Origin of the sequence: Yersinia massiliensis CCUG 53443 (genome assembly GCF_000312485.1) — a bacterium.
Lineage (GTDB): Bacteria > Pseudomonadota > Gammaproteobacteria > Enterobacterales > Enterobacteriaceae > Yersinia > Yersinia massiliensis.
In genome coordinates this window covers 548032-565080 of record NZ_HE997644.1, presented here as the reverse complement: position 1 = coordinate 565080, position 17049 = coordinate 548032, and the positions used below count along the sequence as shown (strand labels likewise).

Below are 17049 nucleotides of genomic sequence, written 5' to 3'. Positions count from 1 at the left end.
ATGCGAATTATTGTCTACGGCAGTTTACGGCGCAAGCAAGGTAATAGTCACTGGATGACGGACGCTCAGATGCTGGGCGAACATGATCTGGAAGGCTATGAAATGTACAATTTAGGTCATTATCCGGCGGTCATTCCCGGAGACGGCACTGTGCATTGTGAAGTGTATCGGATTAACTCTTCTATTATGAATGAGTTAGATGAGCTGAAAAGTAATACTAAAGATTATCGACGCGAATTGATTCAAACACCTTACGGTAGTGCGTGGATATATCTTTATCGTTTACCGATCGAAGGGGTGCCACGTATTTACAGTGGCGATTGGCTCAAACGCCATGAAGAAAATGATAAGCCGCTACCTTAGATTGCGATAAATTTGAAATTGTCATGAGTAAAAAAAACACCGCTCAATGAGCGGTGTTTTTTTATCGGCAGAACAAAGAATTATTTCTTCGCACGCTCGAAAGAAGACAGGATCTCAGCTTTGGCCGCTGCGGCATCTTCCCAACCGTCAACTTTCACCCATTTGCCCGTTTCCAGATCTTTATAATGCTCAAAGAAGTGTTTGATCTGTGCTTTCAACAATTCAGGCAGATCTTGCACGTCTTTAACATGATCATATTCTTTGGTTAGTTTGCTGTGTGGAACAGCCACTAACTTAGCATCTTCGCCTGCTTCATCCGTCATTTTCAACACGCCAACTGGGCGGCAACGAATAACAGCACCAGGCTGCAACGGATACGGTGTTGGTACCAGCACATCAACCGGGTCCCCGTCTAACGACAAGGTGTTGTTGATGTAACCGTAGTTGCAAGGGTAAAACATCGCGGTAGACATGAAACGGTCTACAAACAGAGAACCAGTCTCTTTATCGATTTCATATTTGATCGGGTCAGCGTTAGCAGGGATTTCGATCACAACATAAATATCTTCTGGCAGGTCTTTACCTGCAGGTACGTCGTTCAAGCTCATGTCGGTTTCCTTTTATCAAACCAGAAATGGAGTGCTGGCTATTATAGCCAAGTCTTAGGTGAATTCCCGCCCTTTTCACTGCTTGATAGCGGTGAGATTGCCTGAATCAGGGCCATTCCATTGAGATAAAATCCCGTCATTAGCTAAATGTATCTATTTTAAGCTGTTTTCTCTGTGATGGTTCAAGCCGACTTATGTAGCGCCGATAACTAAATCAAATAATAAGATCGTCCGCTGTACTGCTAACACTTTGTAATCTTAACCATTTGCACACAACCGGAAAAAACCGATGTTAAAAAAGATTACCATTAAGAATGGGCTTATTGCTCAGCTAAGCCTTATGTCATTGATTTTATTAATTGTCAGTGTGATCGGAATCAATTCGATTCAGGAAAGCTCACGCTCATTACAAGTCATTAATCAGATCCAAGGGGAGGAACTGGGATCTTTATCGAATAGTTTCAATGCAACTTTGAGTGCTCGAACAGAAGCCGCATTGGCAATCCATCAACTAGAGATTGGTCTGATTGATGAGTCGTTGCAAACGGCAAAGCAGGCTGAAGGATCTTTGGCATTATCACAAAAAGAGATGGCACGTTTTGTTAGCGCAGTATCTGCTCGGGGAGACGGGCAGGCATTGGCAGAAAATATTCAAAAAAGTTATAAAAATTATGTGGATAAAGGTGTTATTCCGATGCTTGCCGCTATCAAAGCGGGTTACGCAGATGAGTATTATGATGTGCTAGAAAAGAGTATCACGGAGATTAGCAAAGCCTTCAACGATGACGTTGCCACTTTTCGCAGTTATGCATTGGATGCTGGTCAACAACAAATTGATAGGGCGAACAATGCCGCCAAAATTAAGTTAGCGATCATTGTCGCTGCGGGCGTGATCACTTTGATCTCTGCTGTGTTGGCATGGTTTGCGCTCAAATACATTATCTTGCAGCCTTTGGAACAATCAATTCATCAATTGGAATATATCGCCTCTGGTGATTTAACCCGCAATATTAATAGTGAGGGAAATACAGAGCTGGCTCGGTTGGCAAAAGCACTGCAGGTCATGCAGCAATCGCTGGTGGAATCAGTGAGCAACGTACGTGAAGTCGGCGGGCAGATTGGTGTCGGCTCGCGGGAGTTAGCGGCGGGTAACCATCATTTGGCAGAACGTACAGAGGAATCGGCGTCTTCACTGGAACAAACGGCCGCCAGCATGGAACAACTGACTTCAACGGTAAAAATGAACGCCGAAAACTCCGATCAAGCCAATCGTCTGGCGATGAGTGTTTCGGACATTGCCAATAAGGGCAGTGAGGTTGTCAGCCACGTTGTCGATAAAATGCAGGCTATTACCACCAGTTCGCGGCGAATCTCCGATATCATTACCGTGATTGACGGTATTGCATTCCAAACTAATATTCTGGCACTCAATGCGGCGGTTGAAGCTGCCCGAGCGGGTGAGCAAGGGCGAGGTTTTGCGGTTGTCGCCGGTGAAGTCCGTAATCTGGCCCAGCGTAGTGCACAATCAGCTAAAGAGATTAAAGATCTGATCGTTGAATCACAGAGTCGTGTACGAGAAGGCGCAGATATGGCTGAATCTGCGGGGCAAACCATGCATGAGATCGCCAATGAGGTGAGTCGAGTCACCGCGTTAATGCGTGAAATATCGGCTGCAACCTATGAGCAAAGCAGTGGTATTGAGCAAGTCAATGTGGCTATTGCTCAGATGGATCAGGTTGCCCAGCAGAATGCGACATTGGTTGAGCAGGCTGCGGCAGCAACGCGTTCATTAGAAGAGCAAGCGAGCGCATTGTCAGCCAGTGTGGCGGTCTTCAAATTGCAGGGAGATAAGCTGTCGCTAGAAGCATAAAAAAACAGCGGCGCAATGGCCGCTGTTTTCAGTCGAAATCCGCTAATTACTTAGCCTCTTCGTCGGGGAACCTAGCAATAAAGCCTTCAGCGTCTTCAACCATAGACTTGGTACCCACGAAGAACGGTGCGCGTTGATGCAGTTTCTCCGGCACGATATCCAGAATGCGGTTAACCCCATCCGTTGCTTTACCACCGGCTTGTTCTGCCAAGAAAGCCATTGGATTGCATTCATAGAGTAAACGTAGTTTTCCCTGTGGATGGCTAGCAGTACTTGGATAGATATAAATACCACCTTTCAACAGATTACGATGGAAGTCGGCAACCAGCGAGCCAATATAGCGTGACGTATAAGGGCGCTTAGTCGCTTCATCCTGCTCTTGGCAATACTTAATGTATTTCTTTACGCCTAATGGGAATTTAATGTAATTCCCTTCGTTGATGGAATACATGCAACCGGTTGCGGGATAGCGAACCTTTTCGTGGGACAAACAGAAAACACCCAGCGAAGGATCATAGGTAAAAGCATGCACACCGTAACCTGTGGTATAGACCAGCATGGTTGAAGAACCATAGACTACATAGCCTGCTGCAACTTGCTTGGTGCCCGGTTGCAAAAAGTCAGCTTCAGTAATAGGCACCCCAAATGGGGTAATACGACGATAAATAGAGAAAATTGTACCGACGGACACATTCACGTCAATATTTGAAGAACCATCCAATGGATCCATCAGAACGACATATTTGGCATTTTCTGCCCGTCCACCGTCAAAGATAACGATGTCATCTTCTTCTTCTGACGCGATGCCGGCAACTTCACCACGTGCTTTCAGGGCTGCTTTCAATTTCTCATTGGCAAACAGGTCCAGTTTCATCTGGTCCTCGCCTTGAATATTGGAAACACCACTGGCACCCAAAATATCAACCAAACCTGCTTTGTTGATATCTCGGTGAATAATTTTTGCGCCGAGTTTGATTGCTGAAAGTAATGCAGTTAATTCGCCGGTGGCGTGAGAGAAGTCTAGCTGTTTCTCAACGATGAATTCGCCTAACGTTTTCATGACACAATCCCTGAATCTACGGTTAAAAATCGATTTATTAACGAACAACTCATCTGATGGCAGCAGTGTAGCCCAAAGATAAGAATGATTCATAGGCAATTCCATTTCTTCTCTTTGATTCTGAGCGGTAGAATGGTGACAAATTCGAAGCTGATTAATACGGAAAATTTATGCGCATTCACATATTAGGTATCTGCGGCACTTTTATGGGCGGCTTAGCGATGCTGGCACGTTCATTAGGTCATGAAGTGACGGGAGCGGATGCTAACGTGTATCCGCCGATGAGCACACAGTTGGAAAATCAAGGGATCGACTTGATCCAAGGATATGACCCAGCTCAACTGGATCCAGCACCGGATCTGGTCATCATCGGCAATGCCATGACCCGTGGTAATCCTTGCGTCGAAGCTGTATTAGAACAAGGCATCCCTTATGTTTCAGGGCCGCAATGGCTGCATGACCATGTATTGCCGGAGCGCTGGGTATTAGCGATAGCCGGTACGCATGGCAAGACAACCACCGCGGGTATGGTCGCTTGGATATTGGAATCTTGCGGCTACGAGCCCGGTTTTGTGATTGGTGGTCTACCGGGTAATTTCGATGTTTCAGCCCGTTTAGGTAACAGCCCATTTTTTGTGATTGAAGCTGATGAATATGATTGTGCTTTCTTTGATAAACGCTCTAAATTTGTTCATTACAGCCCAAGAACGCTAGTGATGAATAATCTTGAATTTGATCATGCGGATATCTTTGATGATCTGAAAGCCATTCAAAAGCAATTCCACCATCTGGTACGTTTAGTGCCAGGTACCGGTAAAATCATCCTGCCGGACAATGATAATCATCTGAAGCAGGTGATGGCGATGGGGTGCTGGAGCGAGCAAGAGCTTGTCGGTGAAACGGGGAGCTGGCTTGCGCGTAAAGTATCAACTGATGCTAGCGTCTACGAAGTGCTTCTCGATAATGAATTAGTCGGTGAGGTTAGCTGGTCACTGGTGGGTGAGCATAATATGCACAATGGGCTGATGGCCATCGCTGCTGCTCGCCATGTTGGGGTGCAACCTGCGGATGCTTGTCGCGTATTAGGTGGTTTTATTAATGCTCGTCGCCGGTTGGAATTACGTGGTGAAGCCCATGGTGTCACGGTTTATGATGATTTTGCGCACCACCCAACGGCAATTCTTGCGACCTTAGCGGCATTGCGCAGTAAAGTCGGTGGAACCGCGCGTATTTTAGCTGTTTTAGAGCCACGTTCTAACACCATGAAATTGGGGTTATCCAAGAATGAGTTGGCGCCTTCATTAGGCCGTGCAGATGAAGTATTCCTGTTCCAGCCTCAGCACATCCCTTGGCAAGTTGTCGAAGTCGCAGATGCTTGTATTCAACCCACGCATTGGAGCGCTGATATCGATACGTTAGTCGATATGGTTGTGAAAACGGCTCAACCCGGTGATCACATCTTGGTCATGAGTAATGGTGGCTTTGGCGGGATTCATGATAAGTTGCTGAGCTCACTAAGTAAAAAATCAACCTTAGAAGCGCAATCTCAAGATTAAGCCAGATAAAAAAAGCCCCCGCAGAGCGGGGGTAAAAGGAGTCGTCGGATAGACGACGAGGGATTATTCTGCTGCGGGCTCGACTGACTTAGCTCACCACATCAATTCATACTCTATTCAATAAGCTGAAAAAGTTTTTTTATGTCTAATTTCAACTGATTGAATAAACCATCAAGTTCGAAAGTATGCCCCTTAGATCGGGGGCATATACTTTCATTTCTAGCAAAAAACCTTATTTATAGGCTTTCGCTGTGGCGTGCCAGTTATTCTCTTCACGTACTTCAATGACTTTAAACGCTTTAGCGCCCATAGCATCGGCCTTATCAGACAGTGCCTGACGAATATCAGAAGGTGCACCGTTAAGACCACTCACTGTAATTGTACCTACTGCTTGCATATTGGCAGCTTGATTATCATTGATGGAATCTGCTGCAAAAACACCGAAAGACAGTGCAGATAGAACGCTCAGCGTTGCGATAGTTGTTTTAATTTTCATTTTATTGCCTCTATTTGTTCTTCTATTACTGGGGAATAAGTGTGATTTGCATCACGAAAATGAGTATACATCTAGTAACTCAGAATATTAATAGCTGGCTAATAATATTTAAGGTCACTTTCGCGGTGGTGACTAATTTTTAATAACGAAAAGGAATAAAAAATGATTAAAAAACAACACATCTTAGCTAAAGTTTAATATTTTCAATTGGATGAGTTTTTTTGACTAAAAGTGCGAAATGGATTGGTGATTTTGACCGCTAATGGAGTCATGTAAGAGATATATTATTGTTTTGGATGTAAGGGGTAGTTAAATTCACTGTAGGATAGTGTCAGTATAAAGAATGATAAAAGAGAACAAAGGCGCCAAAAGAAATAATGCGGCACAGAGAGGGCCGCATGATATACGCAGAGACTAGCGGAGGGATTAAAGCTCTTGTTCAAATAACCCGAGGATGGCTTCATGCAGTTGTTTAGCAGTAAATCCTCTGGCAGGCGTCGTAAATATTGTATCATCGCCAGCAATACTCCCTAGAATGCCTTCAGCCTTGCCTAATGAATCCAGCAGACGAGCAATCAATTGGGCTGCACCAGGGCTCGTATTAATCACCACCACTGAGTCATTGTAATCAACATCTAAGACCAAGTTCTTTAATGGGCTGCTGGTTGTTGGTACACCAAGCTCAGCAGGCAAGCAATAAACCATCTCCATTTTTGCATTACGCGTTCTGACGGCACCAAATTTAGTCAACATACGCGAAACTTTGGATTGGTTTATGTTTTCAAACCCTTCTTCCTGCAAGGCCAAAACGATCTCACCTTGAGAACTGAATTTCTCTTCTTTCAATAACGCTTTGAACGCCTTGATAAGATCTTCTTGTTTTGCGGGATTACGCATTTGTTATGCCCTGAGTAGTCAATAGTGAATAGGATTATTATGCATATAAATGAATTTTTATTCAACACGACTCTGTGGTATTGGCGATAAAAGCATTGATATCAAAGTATGGCGAAATTTTAACTCCATCATACTGTTACAGTTATGCTAAATCGGCATTTATTGAGATTCTTCTTGAGTAACCAAAATGTTATTAAAATGATGTTGTTTTGGTGTTGCGGAAGGGTGTAATGTAACCGCGGATTAACCTGTCATGAATATGCCAGTAAATTTTAGAAGAATGTGCGCTATATCATTAACGAATAAGCGATTTAATCTAAAATACATAAGCCCTATGCGCCTTTTTAATGCGTGATATCTCAATCTGACTGTTAATAGATTGTGTTTAAAATTACAATAAATTAAGGTGCGTAACTAGATGAATTCACGGCAAATTTAAATTAAATATAATAAGGAGTATAGGATGAAAGTTGCAGTTCTCGGTGCCGCTGGTGGTATCGGCCAGGCCCTCGCTCTTCTACTCAAGACCCAGCTTCCTTCAGGTTCAGACCTTTCTTTATATGATATCGCGCCAGTGACGCCTGGTGTTGCGGTTGATCTGAGCCATATCCCGACCGCCGTTAATATCAAAGGCTTTAGCGGCGAAGATGCTACCCCAGCGCTGCAAGGGGCCGATATTGTTCTGATATCTGCTGGTGTAGCTCGTAAACCAGGCATGGATCGTTCTGATTTGTTCAATGTTAATGCCGGTATTGTTCGTAATCTGGTTGAACAAATCGCACGTACTTGCCCTAACGCCTTAATTGGTATCATTACCAATCCAGTTAACACGACTGTTGCGATCGCGGCAGAAGTGCTGAAAAAAGCGGGCGTATACGACAAGAATAAATTATTTGGTATTACTACACTGGATACCATTCGCTCGAACACTTTCGTTGCTGAATTGAAAGGTAAACAGCCTCAGGATATCGAAGTCCCTGTTATCGGTGGCCACTCTGGCGTCACTATCTTGCCATTACTATCACAAATTCCAGGCATTAGCTTTACAGAGCAGGAAGTTGCATCTCTGACTAAGCGTATCCAAAATGCAGGGACTGAAGTTGTTGAAGCAAAAGCCGGTGGCGGATCAGCAACACTGTCGATGGGTCAAGCTGCGGCACGTTTTGGCCTTTCCTTAGTTCGCGCTCTGCAAGGCGAAAGCAATGTTATTGAATGTTCTTACGTTGAGGGTGATGGCAAATATGCCCGCTTCTTTGCTCAACCAATTTTGTTGGGTAAAAACGGCGTTGCTGAGCGTAAAGACATTGGCAAACTAAGTGCATTTGAGCAACAAGCGTTGGAAAGCATGCTTGATGTTCTGCACCAAGATATTGAGTTGGGCGAGAAATTCGTTAACAACTAATTCGTTAACAACTAAGATACTACGATAATCGCGTTGCAACCGCCGTGGTGGCTTTCTATTTGGCGGGCTTGTTTGAGTCAGTTGGCTGGGAATCTGTTTTTATTACTGGCAGCAACGTCGATGGTTCTAGGTATGCGTAGTACGATGTAGAAATAGGGGAGTACAACGCTCCCCTTAGAATGACATGATCAACCGCCGAAGCTATTCATCGGCGGTTTTTTTATGCAGAGACATTGACCTGTCTTATCCTCACTTTTCGATCAAGAAGTGCGCCTGTTTTAGAATCAAAATAGCGTGTTGGCCAGATTTCGGAAGGATGAATGCTCAGGCATTCTGCAATTAGCCATTCCCCTTTTGGCCAGGGACGAGTCAATGCATTCGCAAGTGTGGATGAGCTTAATCCCGCTTTACGTGAAAGTGCCGCCAGGGTCGTCCCCTCCTTCCGTAGTGCAGCGATGATGTCCGCTGGGTGCCAATCCGATTTCCTTAAAATCATCTTTAATCCTTTTTTTTTCTAAGCAGCTGACGCGTTAGTGATATAAATAACGGTACATTGTTAATTGGAACGTGAACACAAAGTGAACATTTAGAAAGATCATAGCATTTATTTTCTTAAAAATTTCAAATGTTTTCTAAATATTCTTTTTTTGTGTCACAACGCATATTAGGAAGCAACGCCATGAAAAAAGAATGGTTTGCCGCTAAGGAATTGGCAGGTCTTGAGGGGTTACCGTCATCGCCACAGGGAATAAACCTCATGGCTAAACGTGAGGGATGGGAACAGCGTCGCCGTCGAGGAGTACAAGGGAAGGCTGTCGAATATCATGTTGAAAGCTTACCTAACAATATCGTGAATTCCTTACAGTTACGGGAAGAACCAGCACAATATATGCCGACACGACAGGATCCCGTAAACATATGGATTGAAGCCTATTATCAACTTACTGAGGCTGAACGTGCACAAGTCATCGCATTCTTGTTGCGTGAAGGTGTGGGTACGCTGATGAAGCGTTTGGTTTGATGCCGGAAAGTGAATGAGAAAGGGAAGAAGAAAGGGAAGAAGAAACTCGGGCAAGAAAGCCCGTAGTTTCTTTATAATTTCCTAAAATGAGCGTTGTACGGCAATATGCGCCAATCCTTCAAGTGCCAAACGATACTTACTTTCAGGTAGAACTTGCAGTGCAGCGATAGCTTTATCCGCCTCTTCTTCAGCACGTTGACGGGTGTATTCCAGTGAGCCACATTGCTGCATTGCAGCTAATACGGGCTCAAGTAAGTGACGGCCATTACCCTGTTCGATCGCTTGCCGAATCATTGCTTCTTGCTCTGGTGTACCATTACGCATTGCGTGCAGCAAAGGTAACGTCGGTTTGCCCTCATTTAGGTCATCACCGGTATTTTTGCCCAGAGTGGTGCCATCGGAACTGTAATCCAGTAAATCATCGATGAGCTGGAAAGCCGTCCCCAGATAGCGCCCATAATTTTGCAGGGCAAGTTCTTGTTCTTCATTGGCGTTCGCCAACACGGCAGATGATTGTGACGCTGCTTCAAACAAGCGGGCTGTTTTGCTGTAAATCACCTGCATGTAGTTCTCTTCAGTGATATCAGGGTTGTTGCAGTTCATTAACTGCAATACTTCCCCTTCAGCAATGACATTTGTCGCTTCTGACATCAATGTCAGAACGCGTAGTGATTCTAGGCCCGTCATCATCTGGAATGAGCGCGTATAGATATAATCGCCCACTAATACGCTGGCCGCGTTACCAAATGCTGCATTTGCCGTTGCCTTCCCACGGCGCATATCTGATTCATCAACCACATCATCATGCAACAGTGTTGCGGTATGGATAAATTCAATCAACGCTGCAACGGTGATATGCTTGTTGCCAGAGTATTGTAGTGCTCGAGCGACCAACACGGCTATCATGGGGCGGATGCGTTTCCCGCCGCCACTGATAATGTAGTGGCCCAATTGATTGATGAGAACAACATCAGAGTTCAATTGCTCGAGAATTGTTGTGTTTACTGCTGCCATATCCGACGCGGTTAACGCGATAATCTTTTCTAGGTTCATTGTTATATTCAGCTGTTTTTCTCTTTAACTGCGATGAGATTACCGCCCACATTATTACATGACGTTCCCTGAGACCATGATTGTACTTGAAAAATCTAGCAAATAAACGAGATGTAAGAAACTGTGCTTTTTTTCTTCTCTTGTGCTGATTATATACTTGTCATTCACTACGTTTTTGCGTAGAATTCGCGCCCTATTGTGAATATTTATAGTGCGCTCTGGACTACAAAAGTGGAGTGCGCGGAAAGCGGAGTTTTATATGTACGCGGTTTTCCAAAGTGGTGGTAAACAACACCGAGTAAGCGAAGGTCAAACCATTCGCCTGGAAAAGCTGGACATCGCAACTGGTGAAACTGTTGAGTTTGACCAAGTTCTGATGATTGCTAACGGTGAAGAAATCAATATCGGCGCTCCTTTAGTCGATGGCGGCAAGATCAAGGCTGAAGTCGTTGCTCACGGTCGTGGCGAGAAGATTAAGATTGTTAAATTCCGTCGTCGTAAGCATTACCGTAAGCAGCAAGGTCATCGTCAGTGGTTCACTGATGTTAAAATTACCGGCATCAGCGCTTAAGATTTAGGAGAGCGGACAAATGGCACATAAAAAGGCTGGTGGCTCGACTCGTAACGGTCGTGACTCCGAAAGTAAACGTCTTGGCGTAAAACGTTTTGGCGGCGAATCAGTATTGGCAGGCAGCATCATTGTTCGTCAGCGTGGCACTAAGTTCCATGCAGGCAGCAACGTAGGTTGTGGCAAAGACCATACTCTGTTTGCTTTGTCAGACGGTAAAGTCAAGTTCGAAGTTAAAGGCCCGAATAACCGTAAGTTTATCAGCATCGAAGCTGAATAAGTTTTCGCGTCTTGTAAAAGATACAAGCCCTGCAATTTTGTTGCGGGGCTTTTTACATTTCAGGCTCCCCACTCGGTAAAAAATGGAAACAAAACAGCAGGCTGGTTTGGGTATTTTTCTGGCACTAACCACTGCCGTATTCTGGGGTGCGTTGCCAATTGCAATGAAACAAGTGCTTGAAATTATGGAGCCTTTTACCATCGTCTGGTATCGCTTTACGATGGCGGCTGTTGGACTGGGAATTATCCTGGCCTCTCGTCGTCAATTACCTTCGCTGAAACTTTTTCGTCAACGTCGCTGGCTGGTATTACTGATTATTGCGACTTGTGGCCTACTGGGGAACTTCATCTTCTTCAGCTCATCATTACAGTACCTTAGTCCGACGACGTCTCAGGTCATTGGCCAGCTTTCACCTGTTGGGATGATGGTGGCAAGCGTGCTGATTTTAAAAGAGCGGATGCGCGTTACCCAGGTTATTGGGGCAATCATGTTAATTTGTGGTCTGTTGTTATTTTTTAATACCAGTCTGCATGAAATTTTTACCCGATTGACTGATTATACCCTTGGCGTGGTACTCGGTGTCTGTGCCGCCGCGGTCTGGGTCAGTTATGGTGTCGCTCAGAAGGTATTATTAAGACGTATGGCATCACAGCAGATATTATTATTGCTGTATGTTCTGTGTGCGATCTTGTTATTCCCTATGGCGAAACCGGCTGTCATTTTTCAGCTAAATGGATGGCAGTTTGGCTGCTTACTGTTCTGCGGAGTGAATACTCTGGTCGGCTATGGCGCTTTAGCTGAAGCTATGGCACGGTGGCAGGCTGCACAGGTGAGTGCACTTGTTACATTGACGCCTTTGTTTACCTTATTTTTTTCTATTTTACTGTCGCTGGCATGGCCAGATTATTTTGCCGCGCCGCCCCTCAATTTTGTGGGCTATGTCGGCGCATTTGTCGTCGTGGCAGGTGCTATGTTCTCAGCTATTGGGCACCGTTGGTGGCCACGTCGGGCTGAGGCAAACTTAGCGACTCCGCAAAAGTAACCGCCTAATAACGGCGTAGTGCTTAGCCGTCATTTCATCCAAGGGACGCTTTTTTCGGATTGATTGTCTATTTTTAATACAGATGAAATTTCCCCAAGAAGCGAGTATAATATGCGCCCTTGTTCGTGCCGGTTCTGGTGCGTTCGTGTTTTTTCGATATGCTGAATACGCTTGGTGTATCACGAGAGCTAGAAAATACGCCGAAAAGAACCGATAAAGTTAATGTAAAACAAGTAGATAAAATCTATTGGTTTTTTACGGAGAAAGTAAATGAAGTTTGTAGATGAAGCTACGATATTGGTTGTAGCCGGTGACGGCGGTAACGGTTGTGTGAGCTTCCGCCGTGAAAAATACATTCCTAACGGTGGCCCTGATGGTGGCGACGGTGGCGACGGTGGCGACATCTATTTGGTGGCGGATGAAAACCTCAATACGCTAATTGATTACCGTTTTGTGAAGTCTTTCCGTGCCGAACGTGGTGAGAATGGTCAGAGCCGTGATTGTACTGGCAAGCGTGGCAAAGATATCACTATCAAAGTTCCGGTCGGTACACGCGTGCTAGATCAAGGTACGGGCGAGGTGGTGGGCGATATGACTCGCCATGGCCAAGTTTTGATGGTGGCTAAAGGTGGTTTCCACGGATTGGGCAACACGCGTTTCAAATCTTCAGTTAACCGAGCACCACGCCAGAAAACCATGGGGACTGAAGGTGAAACCCGTGAGTTAATGCTGGAACTGTTGCTGTTAGCTGATGTTGGTATGCTGGGCTTACCAAATGCGGGTAAATCTACCTTTATCCGTGCTGTATCTGCGGCTAAACCTAAAGTTGCTGATTATCCATTTACCACTCTGATCCCAAGCTTAGGTGTCGTGAGAATGGACCATGAGCAGAGCTTTGTGGTCGCCGACATCCCAGGTTTGATTGAAGGGGCTTCAGATGGTGCTGGACTGGGTATTCGTTTCCTAAAACATCTGGAACGCTGCCGTGTATTGCTGCATTTGGTCGATTTGGCACCCATTGATGAATCAGATCCGATTGAAAATGCCAAAATCATTATTAATGAGTTACAGCAATACAGCGAGAATCTTGCTGAGAAGCCACGCTGGCTTGTTTTCAACAAGATTGACCTAGTAGATCCTGAAGAGGCAGAGACCCGTGCTAAAGCCATTGTAGAGGCGTTAGGATGGGAAGATAAGTATTACATGATCTCCGCCGCGAATCGTGAAAACGTGAATGCGCTCTGCTGGGATGTGATGAACTTCCTTAACTCACAGCCAAAAGCGATGGCCATCGCTGAAAGTGCACCAGAAAAAGTTGAATTCATGTGGGACGATTACCATCGTGAGCAACTGGCCGAAGTGGAAGCAGAAGCGGAAGCTGAGGACGATGACGATTGGGATGAAGAAGATGATGACGGCGTAGAGTTTATCTACGAACGTTAATCATCTCTTGGTGATTCGTTAATCAATCAACTTAAAGTCAGGGCTACCATTTTGTGGTGGCCCTTTTGTTTGAGTCAATATGGGTTTGAATCAATCATAGGTTTTAGTCGGTATGTATTTGGGGCAAAATCAGTTTGAGTAGAGGTCAGTGCGATTGAGCTAAGACGGTACCGTGTGTGGTCGTAGGGATCCAGCATTGCGCTTTTAGCCCAGAACGATCAGTACGATTCTCCAGCGTCAGTTTACCTTGGTGCAATTGAACCGTACGAATAACGATATTCAACCCTAAGCCGCTGCCGCCATAACGTTGATCCATCCTGCGGAACGCTTGGGTTAGCTCACCTGCTTGCTCTTGCTTTATTCCCGGCCCTTCATCCACAATTTGCAATAATACACCCTGAGCTTCAACTGAAAGTTTGACCAAGATTTGGCTCTCTACAGGGCTATAGCGATGCGCATTTTCAACCAAGTTACGCACCATTAAACGCAATAATGTGGCATCCCCCTGAGTTTGAGCTTTCGGCGGCAACACCCACACAATAGATTGTTGACGGAGTTCGCACATTTCCTCTAACTCTTCTTGCAGCGGATGCACGACATTTTCAACCCAATCTAAGGTCTGATACAGACCGCTAGCAAAATTTTGCCCCGCTCTGGATAACATCAGCAGTTGCTCAATGGTATGCATTAGCAAGTCGATACGATTAATGAGTGACTTACTCTCTGTGATGCCTTGTTGCTCCATTAACTCGAGGTGCAGGCGTATTCCGGCAAGCGGTGTGCGCAATTCGTGAGCAGCATCCGCAGTAAATAACCTTTCTTGTTGAATCGTGTTCGCGAGCCGTGACAACAGTTGATTGAGCGTCGATGTGACGGAGACAATCTCCTGCATATCACTGTGAACAACGACTGGGGTGAGATTGTCCGCTGAACGTTCTGCTAATTTCTGCTGTAACTGATCGAGTGGACGGATAATCCAACTGATTGCCCAGAAAGAGAGTAATAGACTAATCGCCATCATTACCAGTGAAGGGGCCAGCAGGGAAGCGATCGCTTCAGCGATTTCGGTATTAACTCGCTCATTACGTACTTTGGCGCTCAGCGTTTCATCGACTAGGAAACTAATTTGCTCCTGGCTTTCATGCCAAAGCCAAAATGCGCTGATTAACTGGGTCACTAGTAATATTAACGCCAGCAGCAAGATGAGACGGCGGCGCATACTGATCATGCTTGCGCTTCCAAGCGATAACCGATACCTCGCACAGTCCGGATACGGTCTTTCCCTAACTTGCGACGTAGATTATGAATATGAACCTCTAATGTATTGGAGCCGAGATCATCATTCCATGTATAGAGATCCTGTTGTAACAATTCGCGATTGACAGTTTGTCCTGCTCGCATAATTAAGCGTGACAATATTGCAAATTCTTTAGGCGTGATTTCTAGAGGCTGGTCCTGCAAATACACTTGCTGAGTCGACAAATTAAGACTCAAGTCATCTTGTTGTACCAAATTGTCACTTTGCCCTTGATAGCGGCGGATCAACGCGCGAACACGGGCCAATAATTCAGCCAGTGCGAAAGGTTTGATTAGGTAATCGTCCGCACCTGCATCTAGCCCGTCAACTCGGTCTTCGAGGGCATCACGCGCGGTAAGTATCAGCACGGGCAAGGTAACATTCTGACGACGCCATTGGCGTAGCAAAAGAGTACCATCTTGATCCGGTAAGCCGAGGTCGAGAATGACCATGCTGTACTGACTGCTGAGTAACAAACCCTGTGCTTGTGCTGCTGTTCCGGCGCAGTCGCACGCGTAGCCCTCGCTGGTCAGTGCCATCGCGATGCCTCGTTGCAGCAGTTCATCATCTTCAACAATCAGTAGCTTCATAGTTTTCAGTTATTCTGATAAATGTCTTTATACAGGCGACTTTCGAAACGAACTAATGGTGCCCGACGATTTTTTTGATCTTCAGGTGGAACAGCGTAGCCAGACAAAAATTGCACAAACGCCATACGTTGCCCGCTGGCGGTGGTGATAAATCCGGCCAAATTATATACGCCTTGCAGTGCACCCGTTTTCGCTGAAACCTTACCATTAACGCCCGCTTCATGCAGCCCACCACGATAGCGTAATGTACCGTCATAGCCAGCCAGCGGTAGCATCGAAATAAAGTCAAGTTCCTGATCATGCTGAGCAATATATTGCAAAGCCTGCATCATGGTAGCCGGTGAAATCAGATTATGGCGTGATAAACCCGACCCATCTACGACAATACTGTTCCCGAGATCGACTCCGGCTTTTTGACGTAAAACCTGACGGACAGCATCAGCACCTGCGCGCCAAGTACCCGGTACGCCAAAACGCTGATGCCCAATCGTTCTGAAAACGGTATCGGCAATCATATTGTCAGATTTTTTTAGCATAATTTTCAGCAAATCATGCAATGGTGCTGATTGAGTTTGCGCCAATACATTTCCCGCTGGACTCGGCGTTGATTGACGACGTAGGCTGCCATCAATCTGAATATCGGCCTTTTTTAACTCATCTTTCAAAATGGCTCCAGCATAACTGGCTCCATTTTGTACGGCGAAGGCTAATGGCAGAGGTTCACTCCGCTGGGTAAGGCAACCAGTAAGTGTGAACCGATTTAACTCGCCAGGCACGACGTCTAATTCACAATATTGCGCATCAGGTGAACCTTTAGCTAAGGTTCGGACCTCGCTAAACATCTGCACTGGATAATAGGATGCGACTCGGATAAATGCCATGTCGCCAGGATTTGGCGCGCTATACAGCGAAACAGAAAAACAATTACGATCGACGATAGCTGCCGCTGGCGGTGCACTAAAGCATTGTGTCATATCGTTCCATGGCCAGCCCGGCGCTTTATCATGACTGGCAAATACGGAAGTATCGATGATCAAATCACCAGATACTTGCTTGATACCTGCTTTTCTTAGTGTGGCGACCATATTACGCAACTGCTGGCGAGTTAATGTTGGGTCACCATCAAAACGGGCGATGAGGTTACCCTGTAAAATACCATTACTCACAGTGCCGTGGCTTTCTAACGTTGTTATGAAGCGAAAGTCTGGGCCAAGTTGCAATAATGCGGCCAAGGCTGTCAGTACTTTTTGCGTACTGGCAGGTAACGCCATCTGCTGGGCGTGATAGTCTATCGTCGGCGTTGGAGCTCCGATTTTTTGTACGACTAACGCAAGATTTGCCCCATCAGGCAGATACTGGGTGTAATTTTCGACCTGAGCCGCATTGGCGTGAGATATGCTGACATTAAGGGCAATCGCACAGGCCAATCCACTGACAATTCGTGAAAAATGCATAATTTCGGTATAACTGCTGGATAATGTGTTGCCATACTACGGTGCAACG

18 protein-coding genes are annotated in these 17049 nt (G+C 45.6%); 9 read left to right on the top strand and 9 right to left on the bottom strand.

Annotated features, from left to right (window positions below; genetic code table 11):
- On the top strand, positions 1-363 hold the full coding sequence (locus tag BN68_RS11530) for a gamma-glutamylcyclotransferase family protein (RefSeq protein ID WP_019211321.1): 363 nt from the start codon (positions 1-3) through the stop codon (positions 361-363).
- 80 nt (positions 364-443) lie between these two features.
- Here BN68_RS11530 and ppa read toward each other — a convergent pair whose 3' ends face one another.
- Positions 444-971 carry an inorganic diphosphatase gene (gene ppa / locus BN68_RS11525; protein ID WP_004875436.1) on the bottom strand — a complete coding sequence of 176 codons (528 nt, stop codon included), beginning with the start codon at positions 969-971 and terminating at the stop codon, positions 444-446.
- A gap of 289 nt (positions 972-1260) precedes the next feature.
- Between ppa and BN68_RS11520 the strand changes: the two genes are divergently transcribed.
- Positions 1261-2841, top strand: a complete 1581-nt coding sequence (locus BN68_RS11520) for a methyl-accepting chemotaxis protein (RefSeq protein ID WP_019211320.1) — start codon at positions 1261-1263, stop codon at positions 2839-2841.
- Between the two features lie 46 nt (positions 2842-2887).
- Here the strand turns inward: BN68_RS11520 and fbp are convergent, their stop codons facing one another.
- Positions 2888-3901, bottom strand: a complete 1014-nt coding sequence (gene fbp / locus BN68_RS11515; protein WP_042806716.1) for a class 1 fructose-bisphosphatase — start codon at positions 3899-3901, stop codon at positions 2888-2890.
- A gap of 170 nt (positions 3902-4071) precedes the next feature.
- On the opposite strand from fbp, the gene mpl reads away from it, so the two are divergent.
- Positions 4072-5457, top strand: coding sequence for a UDP-N-acetylmuramate:L-alanyl-gamma-D-glutamyl-meso-diaminopimelate ligase (gene mpl / locus BN68_RS11510; protein WP_019211318.1), 1386 nt, complete (start codon positions 4072-4074; stop codon positions 5455-5457).
- 232 nt (positions 5458-5689) lie between these two features.
- On the opposite strand, the gene yhcN is transcribed toward mpl, so the two are convergent.
- Complete coding sequence (gene yhcN, locus BN68_RS11505) at positions 5690-5953, bottom strand: peroxide/acid stress response protein YhcN (protein ID WP_019211317.1); 264 nt, start codon at positions 5951-5953, stop codon at positions 5690-5692.
- A gap of 426 nt (positions 5954-6379) precedes the next feature.
- Complete coding sequence (gene argR, locus BN68_RS11500; RefSeq protein WP_019211316.1) at positions 6380-6850, bottom strand: transcriptional regulator ArgR; 471 nt, start codon at positions 6848-6850, stop codon at positions 6380-6382.
- Between the two features lie 463 nt (positions 6851-7313).
- Here argR and mdh point away from each other — a divergent pair, with 463 nt between their 5' ends.
- Entirely contained in the window at positions 7314-8252 is a 939-nt protein-coding gene (gene mdh, locus BN68_RS11495; RefSeq protein ID WP_019211315.1) for a malate dehydrogenase, read from the top strand.
- Positions 8253-8472: 220 nt separating this feature from the next.
- On the opposite strand, the gene BN68_RS11490 is transcribed toward mdh, so the two are convergent.
- Positions 8473-8748 carry a helix-turn-helix domain-containing protein gene (locus BN68_RS11490; RefSeq protein WP_019211314.1) on the bottom strand — a complete coding sequence of 92 codons (276 nt, stop codon included), beginning with the start codon at positions 8746-8748 and terminating at the stop codon, positions 8473-8475.
- A gap of 183 nt (positions 8749-8931) precedes the next feature.
- On the opposite strand from BN68_RS11490, the gene BN68_RS11485 reads away from it, so the two are divergent.
- Positions 8932-9273, top strand: coding sequence for a DNA-binding protein (locus BN68_RS11485; protein WP_019211313.1), 342 nt, complete (start codon positions 8932-8934; stop codon positions 9271-9273).
- Between the two features lie 81 nt (positions 9274-9354).
- Here the strand turns inward: BN68_RS11485 and ispB are convergent, their stop codons facing one another.
- Positions 9355-10326 (bottom strand): octaprenyl diphosphate synthase, encoded by a 972-nt coding sequence (gene ispB, locus BN68_RS11480; RefSeq protein ID WP_019211312.1) that lies wholly within the window; start codon positions 10324-10326, stop codon positions 9355-9357.
- A gap of 259 nt (positions 10327-10585) precedes the next feature.
- On the opposite strand from ispB, the gene rplU reads away from it, so the two are divergent.
- From rplU to cgtA, 4 genes are all read left to right on the top strand, one after another.
- On the top strand, positions 10586-10897 hold the full coding sequence (gene rplU / locus BN68_RS11475) for a 50S ribosomal protein L21 (protein WP_004707048.1): 312 nt from the start codon (positions 10586-10588) through the stop codon (positions 10895-10897).
- 19 nt (positions 10898-10916) lie between these two features.
- Positions 10917-11174 carry a 50S ribosomal protein L27 gene (gene rpmA / locus BN68_RS11470; protein ID WP_019211311.1) on the top strand — a complete coding sequence of 86 codons (258 nt, stop codon included), beginning with the start codon at positions 10917-10919 and terminating at the stop codon, positions 11172-11174.
- Positions 11175-11256: 82 nt separating this feature from the next.
- On the top strand, positions 11257-12216 hold the full coding sequence (locus tag BN68_RS11465) for a DMT family transporter (protein ID WP_019211310.1): 960 nt from the start codon (positions 11257-11259) through the stop codon (positions 12214-12216).
- Positions 12217-12486: 270 nt separating this feature from the next.
- Positions 12487-13659 (top strand): Obg family GTPase CgtA, encoded by a 1173-nt coding sequence (gene cgtA / locus BN68_RS11460; protein ID WP_019211309.1) that lies wholly within the window; start codon positions 12487-12489, stop codon positions 13657-13659.
- A 145-nt stretch (positions 13660-13804) separates the two neighbouring features.
- On the opposite strand, the gene pmrB is transcribed toward cgtA, so the two are convergent.
- Genes pmrB through dacB form a run of 3 tightly spaced genes read right to left on the bottom strand, consistent with a single transcriptional unit; the run spans position 13805 to position 17000 of the window.
- Complete coding sequence (pmrB, locus tag BN68_RS11455) at positions 13805-14887, bottom strand: two-component system sensor histidine kinase PmrB (protein ID WP_019211308.1); 1083 nt, start codon at positions 14885-14887, stop codon at positions 13805-13807.
- Positions 14884-15546, bottom strand: coding sequence for a two-component system response regulator PmrA (gene pmrA, locus BN68_RS11450; RefSeq protein WP_019211307.1), 663 nt, complete (start codon positions 15544-15546; stop codon positions 14884-14886). Before pmrA ends, pmrB begins: the two co-directional genes overlap by 4 nt.
- Positions 15547-15551: 5 nt before the next feature.
- On the bottom strand, positions 15552-17000 hold the full coding sequence (gene dacB, locus BN68_RS11445) for a serine-type D-Ala-D-Ala carboxypeptidase (RefSeq protein WP_019211306.1): 1449 nt from the start codon (positions 16998-17000) through the stop codon (positions 15552-15554).
- Positions 17001-17049: the final 49 nt, after the last annotated feature.

What these genes read in the sequence shown, in the direction of transcription:
- mdh (WP_019211315.1), top strand. Translation starts at nt 7,314, where the DNA reads ATGAAAGTTGCAGTTCTCGGTGCCGCTGGTGGTATCGGCCAGGCCCTC.
- pmrA (WP_019211307.1), bottom strand. Translation starts at nt 15,546, where the DNA reads ATGAAGCTACTGATTGTTGAAGATGATGAACTGCTGCAACGAGGCATC.
- cgtA (WP_019211309.1), top strand. Translation starts at nt 12,487, where the DNA reads ATGAAGTTTGTAGATGAAGCTACGATATTGGTTGTAGCCGGTGACGGC.
- argR (WP_019211316.1), bottom strand. Translation starts at nt 6,850, where the DNA reads ATGCGTAATCCCGCAAAACAAGAAGATCTTATCAAGGCGTTCAAAGCG.
- pmrB (WP_019211308.1), bottom strand. Translation starts at nt 14,887, where the DNA reads ATGATCAGTATGCGCCGCCGTCTCATCTTGCTGCTGGCGTTAATATTA.
- BN68_RS11520 (WP_019211320.1), top strand. Translation starts at nt 1,261, where the DNA reads ATGTTAAAAAAGATTACCATTAAGAATGGGCTTATTGCTCAGCTAAGC.
- dacB (WP_019211306.1), bottom strand. Translation starts at nt 17,000, where the DNA reads ATGCATTTTTCACGAATTGTCAGTGGATTGGCCTGTGCGATTGCCCTT.
- BN68_RS11465 (WP_019211310.1), top strand. Translation starts at nt 11,257, where the DNA reads ATGGAAACAAAACAGCAGGCTGGTTTGGGTATTTTTCTGGCACTAACC.
- BN68_RS11490 (WP_019211314.1), bottom strand. Translation starts at nt 8,748, where the DNA reads ATGATTTTAAGGAAATCGGATTGGCACCCAGCGGACATCATCGCTGCA.
- rplU (WP_004707048.1), top strand. Translation starts at nt 10,586, where the DNA reads ATGTACGCGGTTTTCCAAAGTGGTGGTAAACAACACCGAGTAAGCGAA.
- ispB (WP_019211312.1), bottom strand. Translation starts at nt 10,326, where the DNA reads ATGAACCTAGAAAAGATTATCGCGTTAACCGCGTCGGATATGGCAGCA.
- BN68_RS11530 (WP_019211321.1), top strand. Translation starts at nt 1, where the DNA reads ATGCGAATTATTGTCTACGGCAGTTTACGGCGCAAGCAAGGTAATAGT.
- BN68_RS11485 (WP_019211313.1), top strand. Translation starts at nt 8,932, where the DNA reads ATGAAAAAAGAATGGTTTGCCGCTAAGGAATTGGCAGGTCTTGAGGGG.
- rpmA (WP_019211311.1), top strand. Translation starts at nt 10,917, where the DNA reads ATGGCACATAAAAAGGCTGGTGGCTCGACTCGTAACGGTCGTGACTCC.
- fbp (WP_042806716.1), bottom strand. Translation starts at nt 3,901, where the DNA reads ATGAAAACGTTAGGCGAATTCATCGTTGAGAAACAGCTAGACTTCTCT.
- mpl (WP_019211318.1), top strand. Translation starts at nt 4,072, where the DNA reads ATGCGCATTCACATATTAGGTATCTGCGGCACTTTTATGGGCGGCTTA.
- ppa (WP_004875436.1), bottom strand. Translation starts at nt 971, where the DNA reads ATGAGCTTGAACGACGTACCTGCAGGTAAAGACCTGCCAGAAGATATT.
- yhcN (WP_019211317.1), bottom strand. Translation starts at nt 5,953, where the DNA reads ATGAAAATTAAAACAACTATCGCAACGCTGAGCGTTCTATCTGCACTG.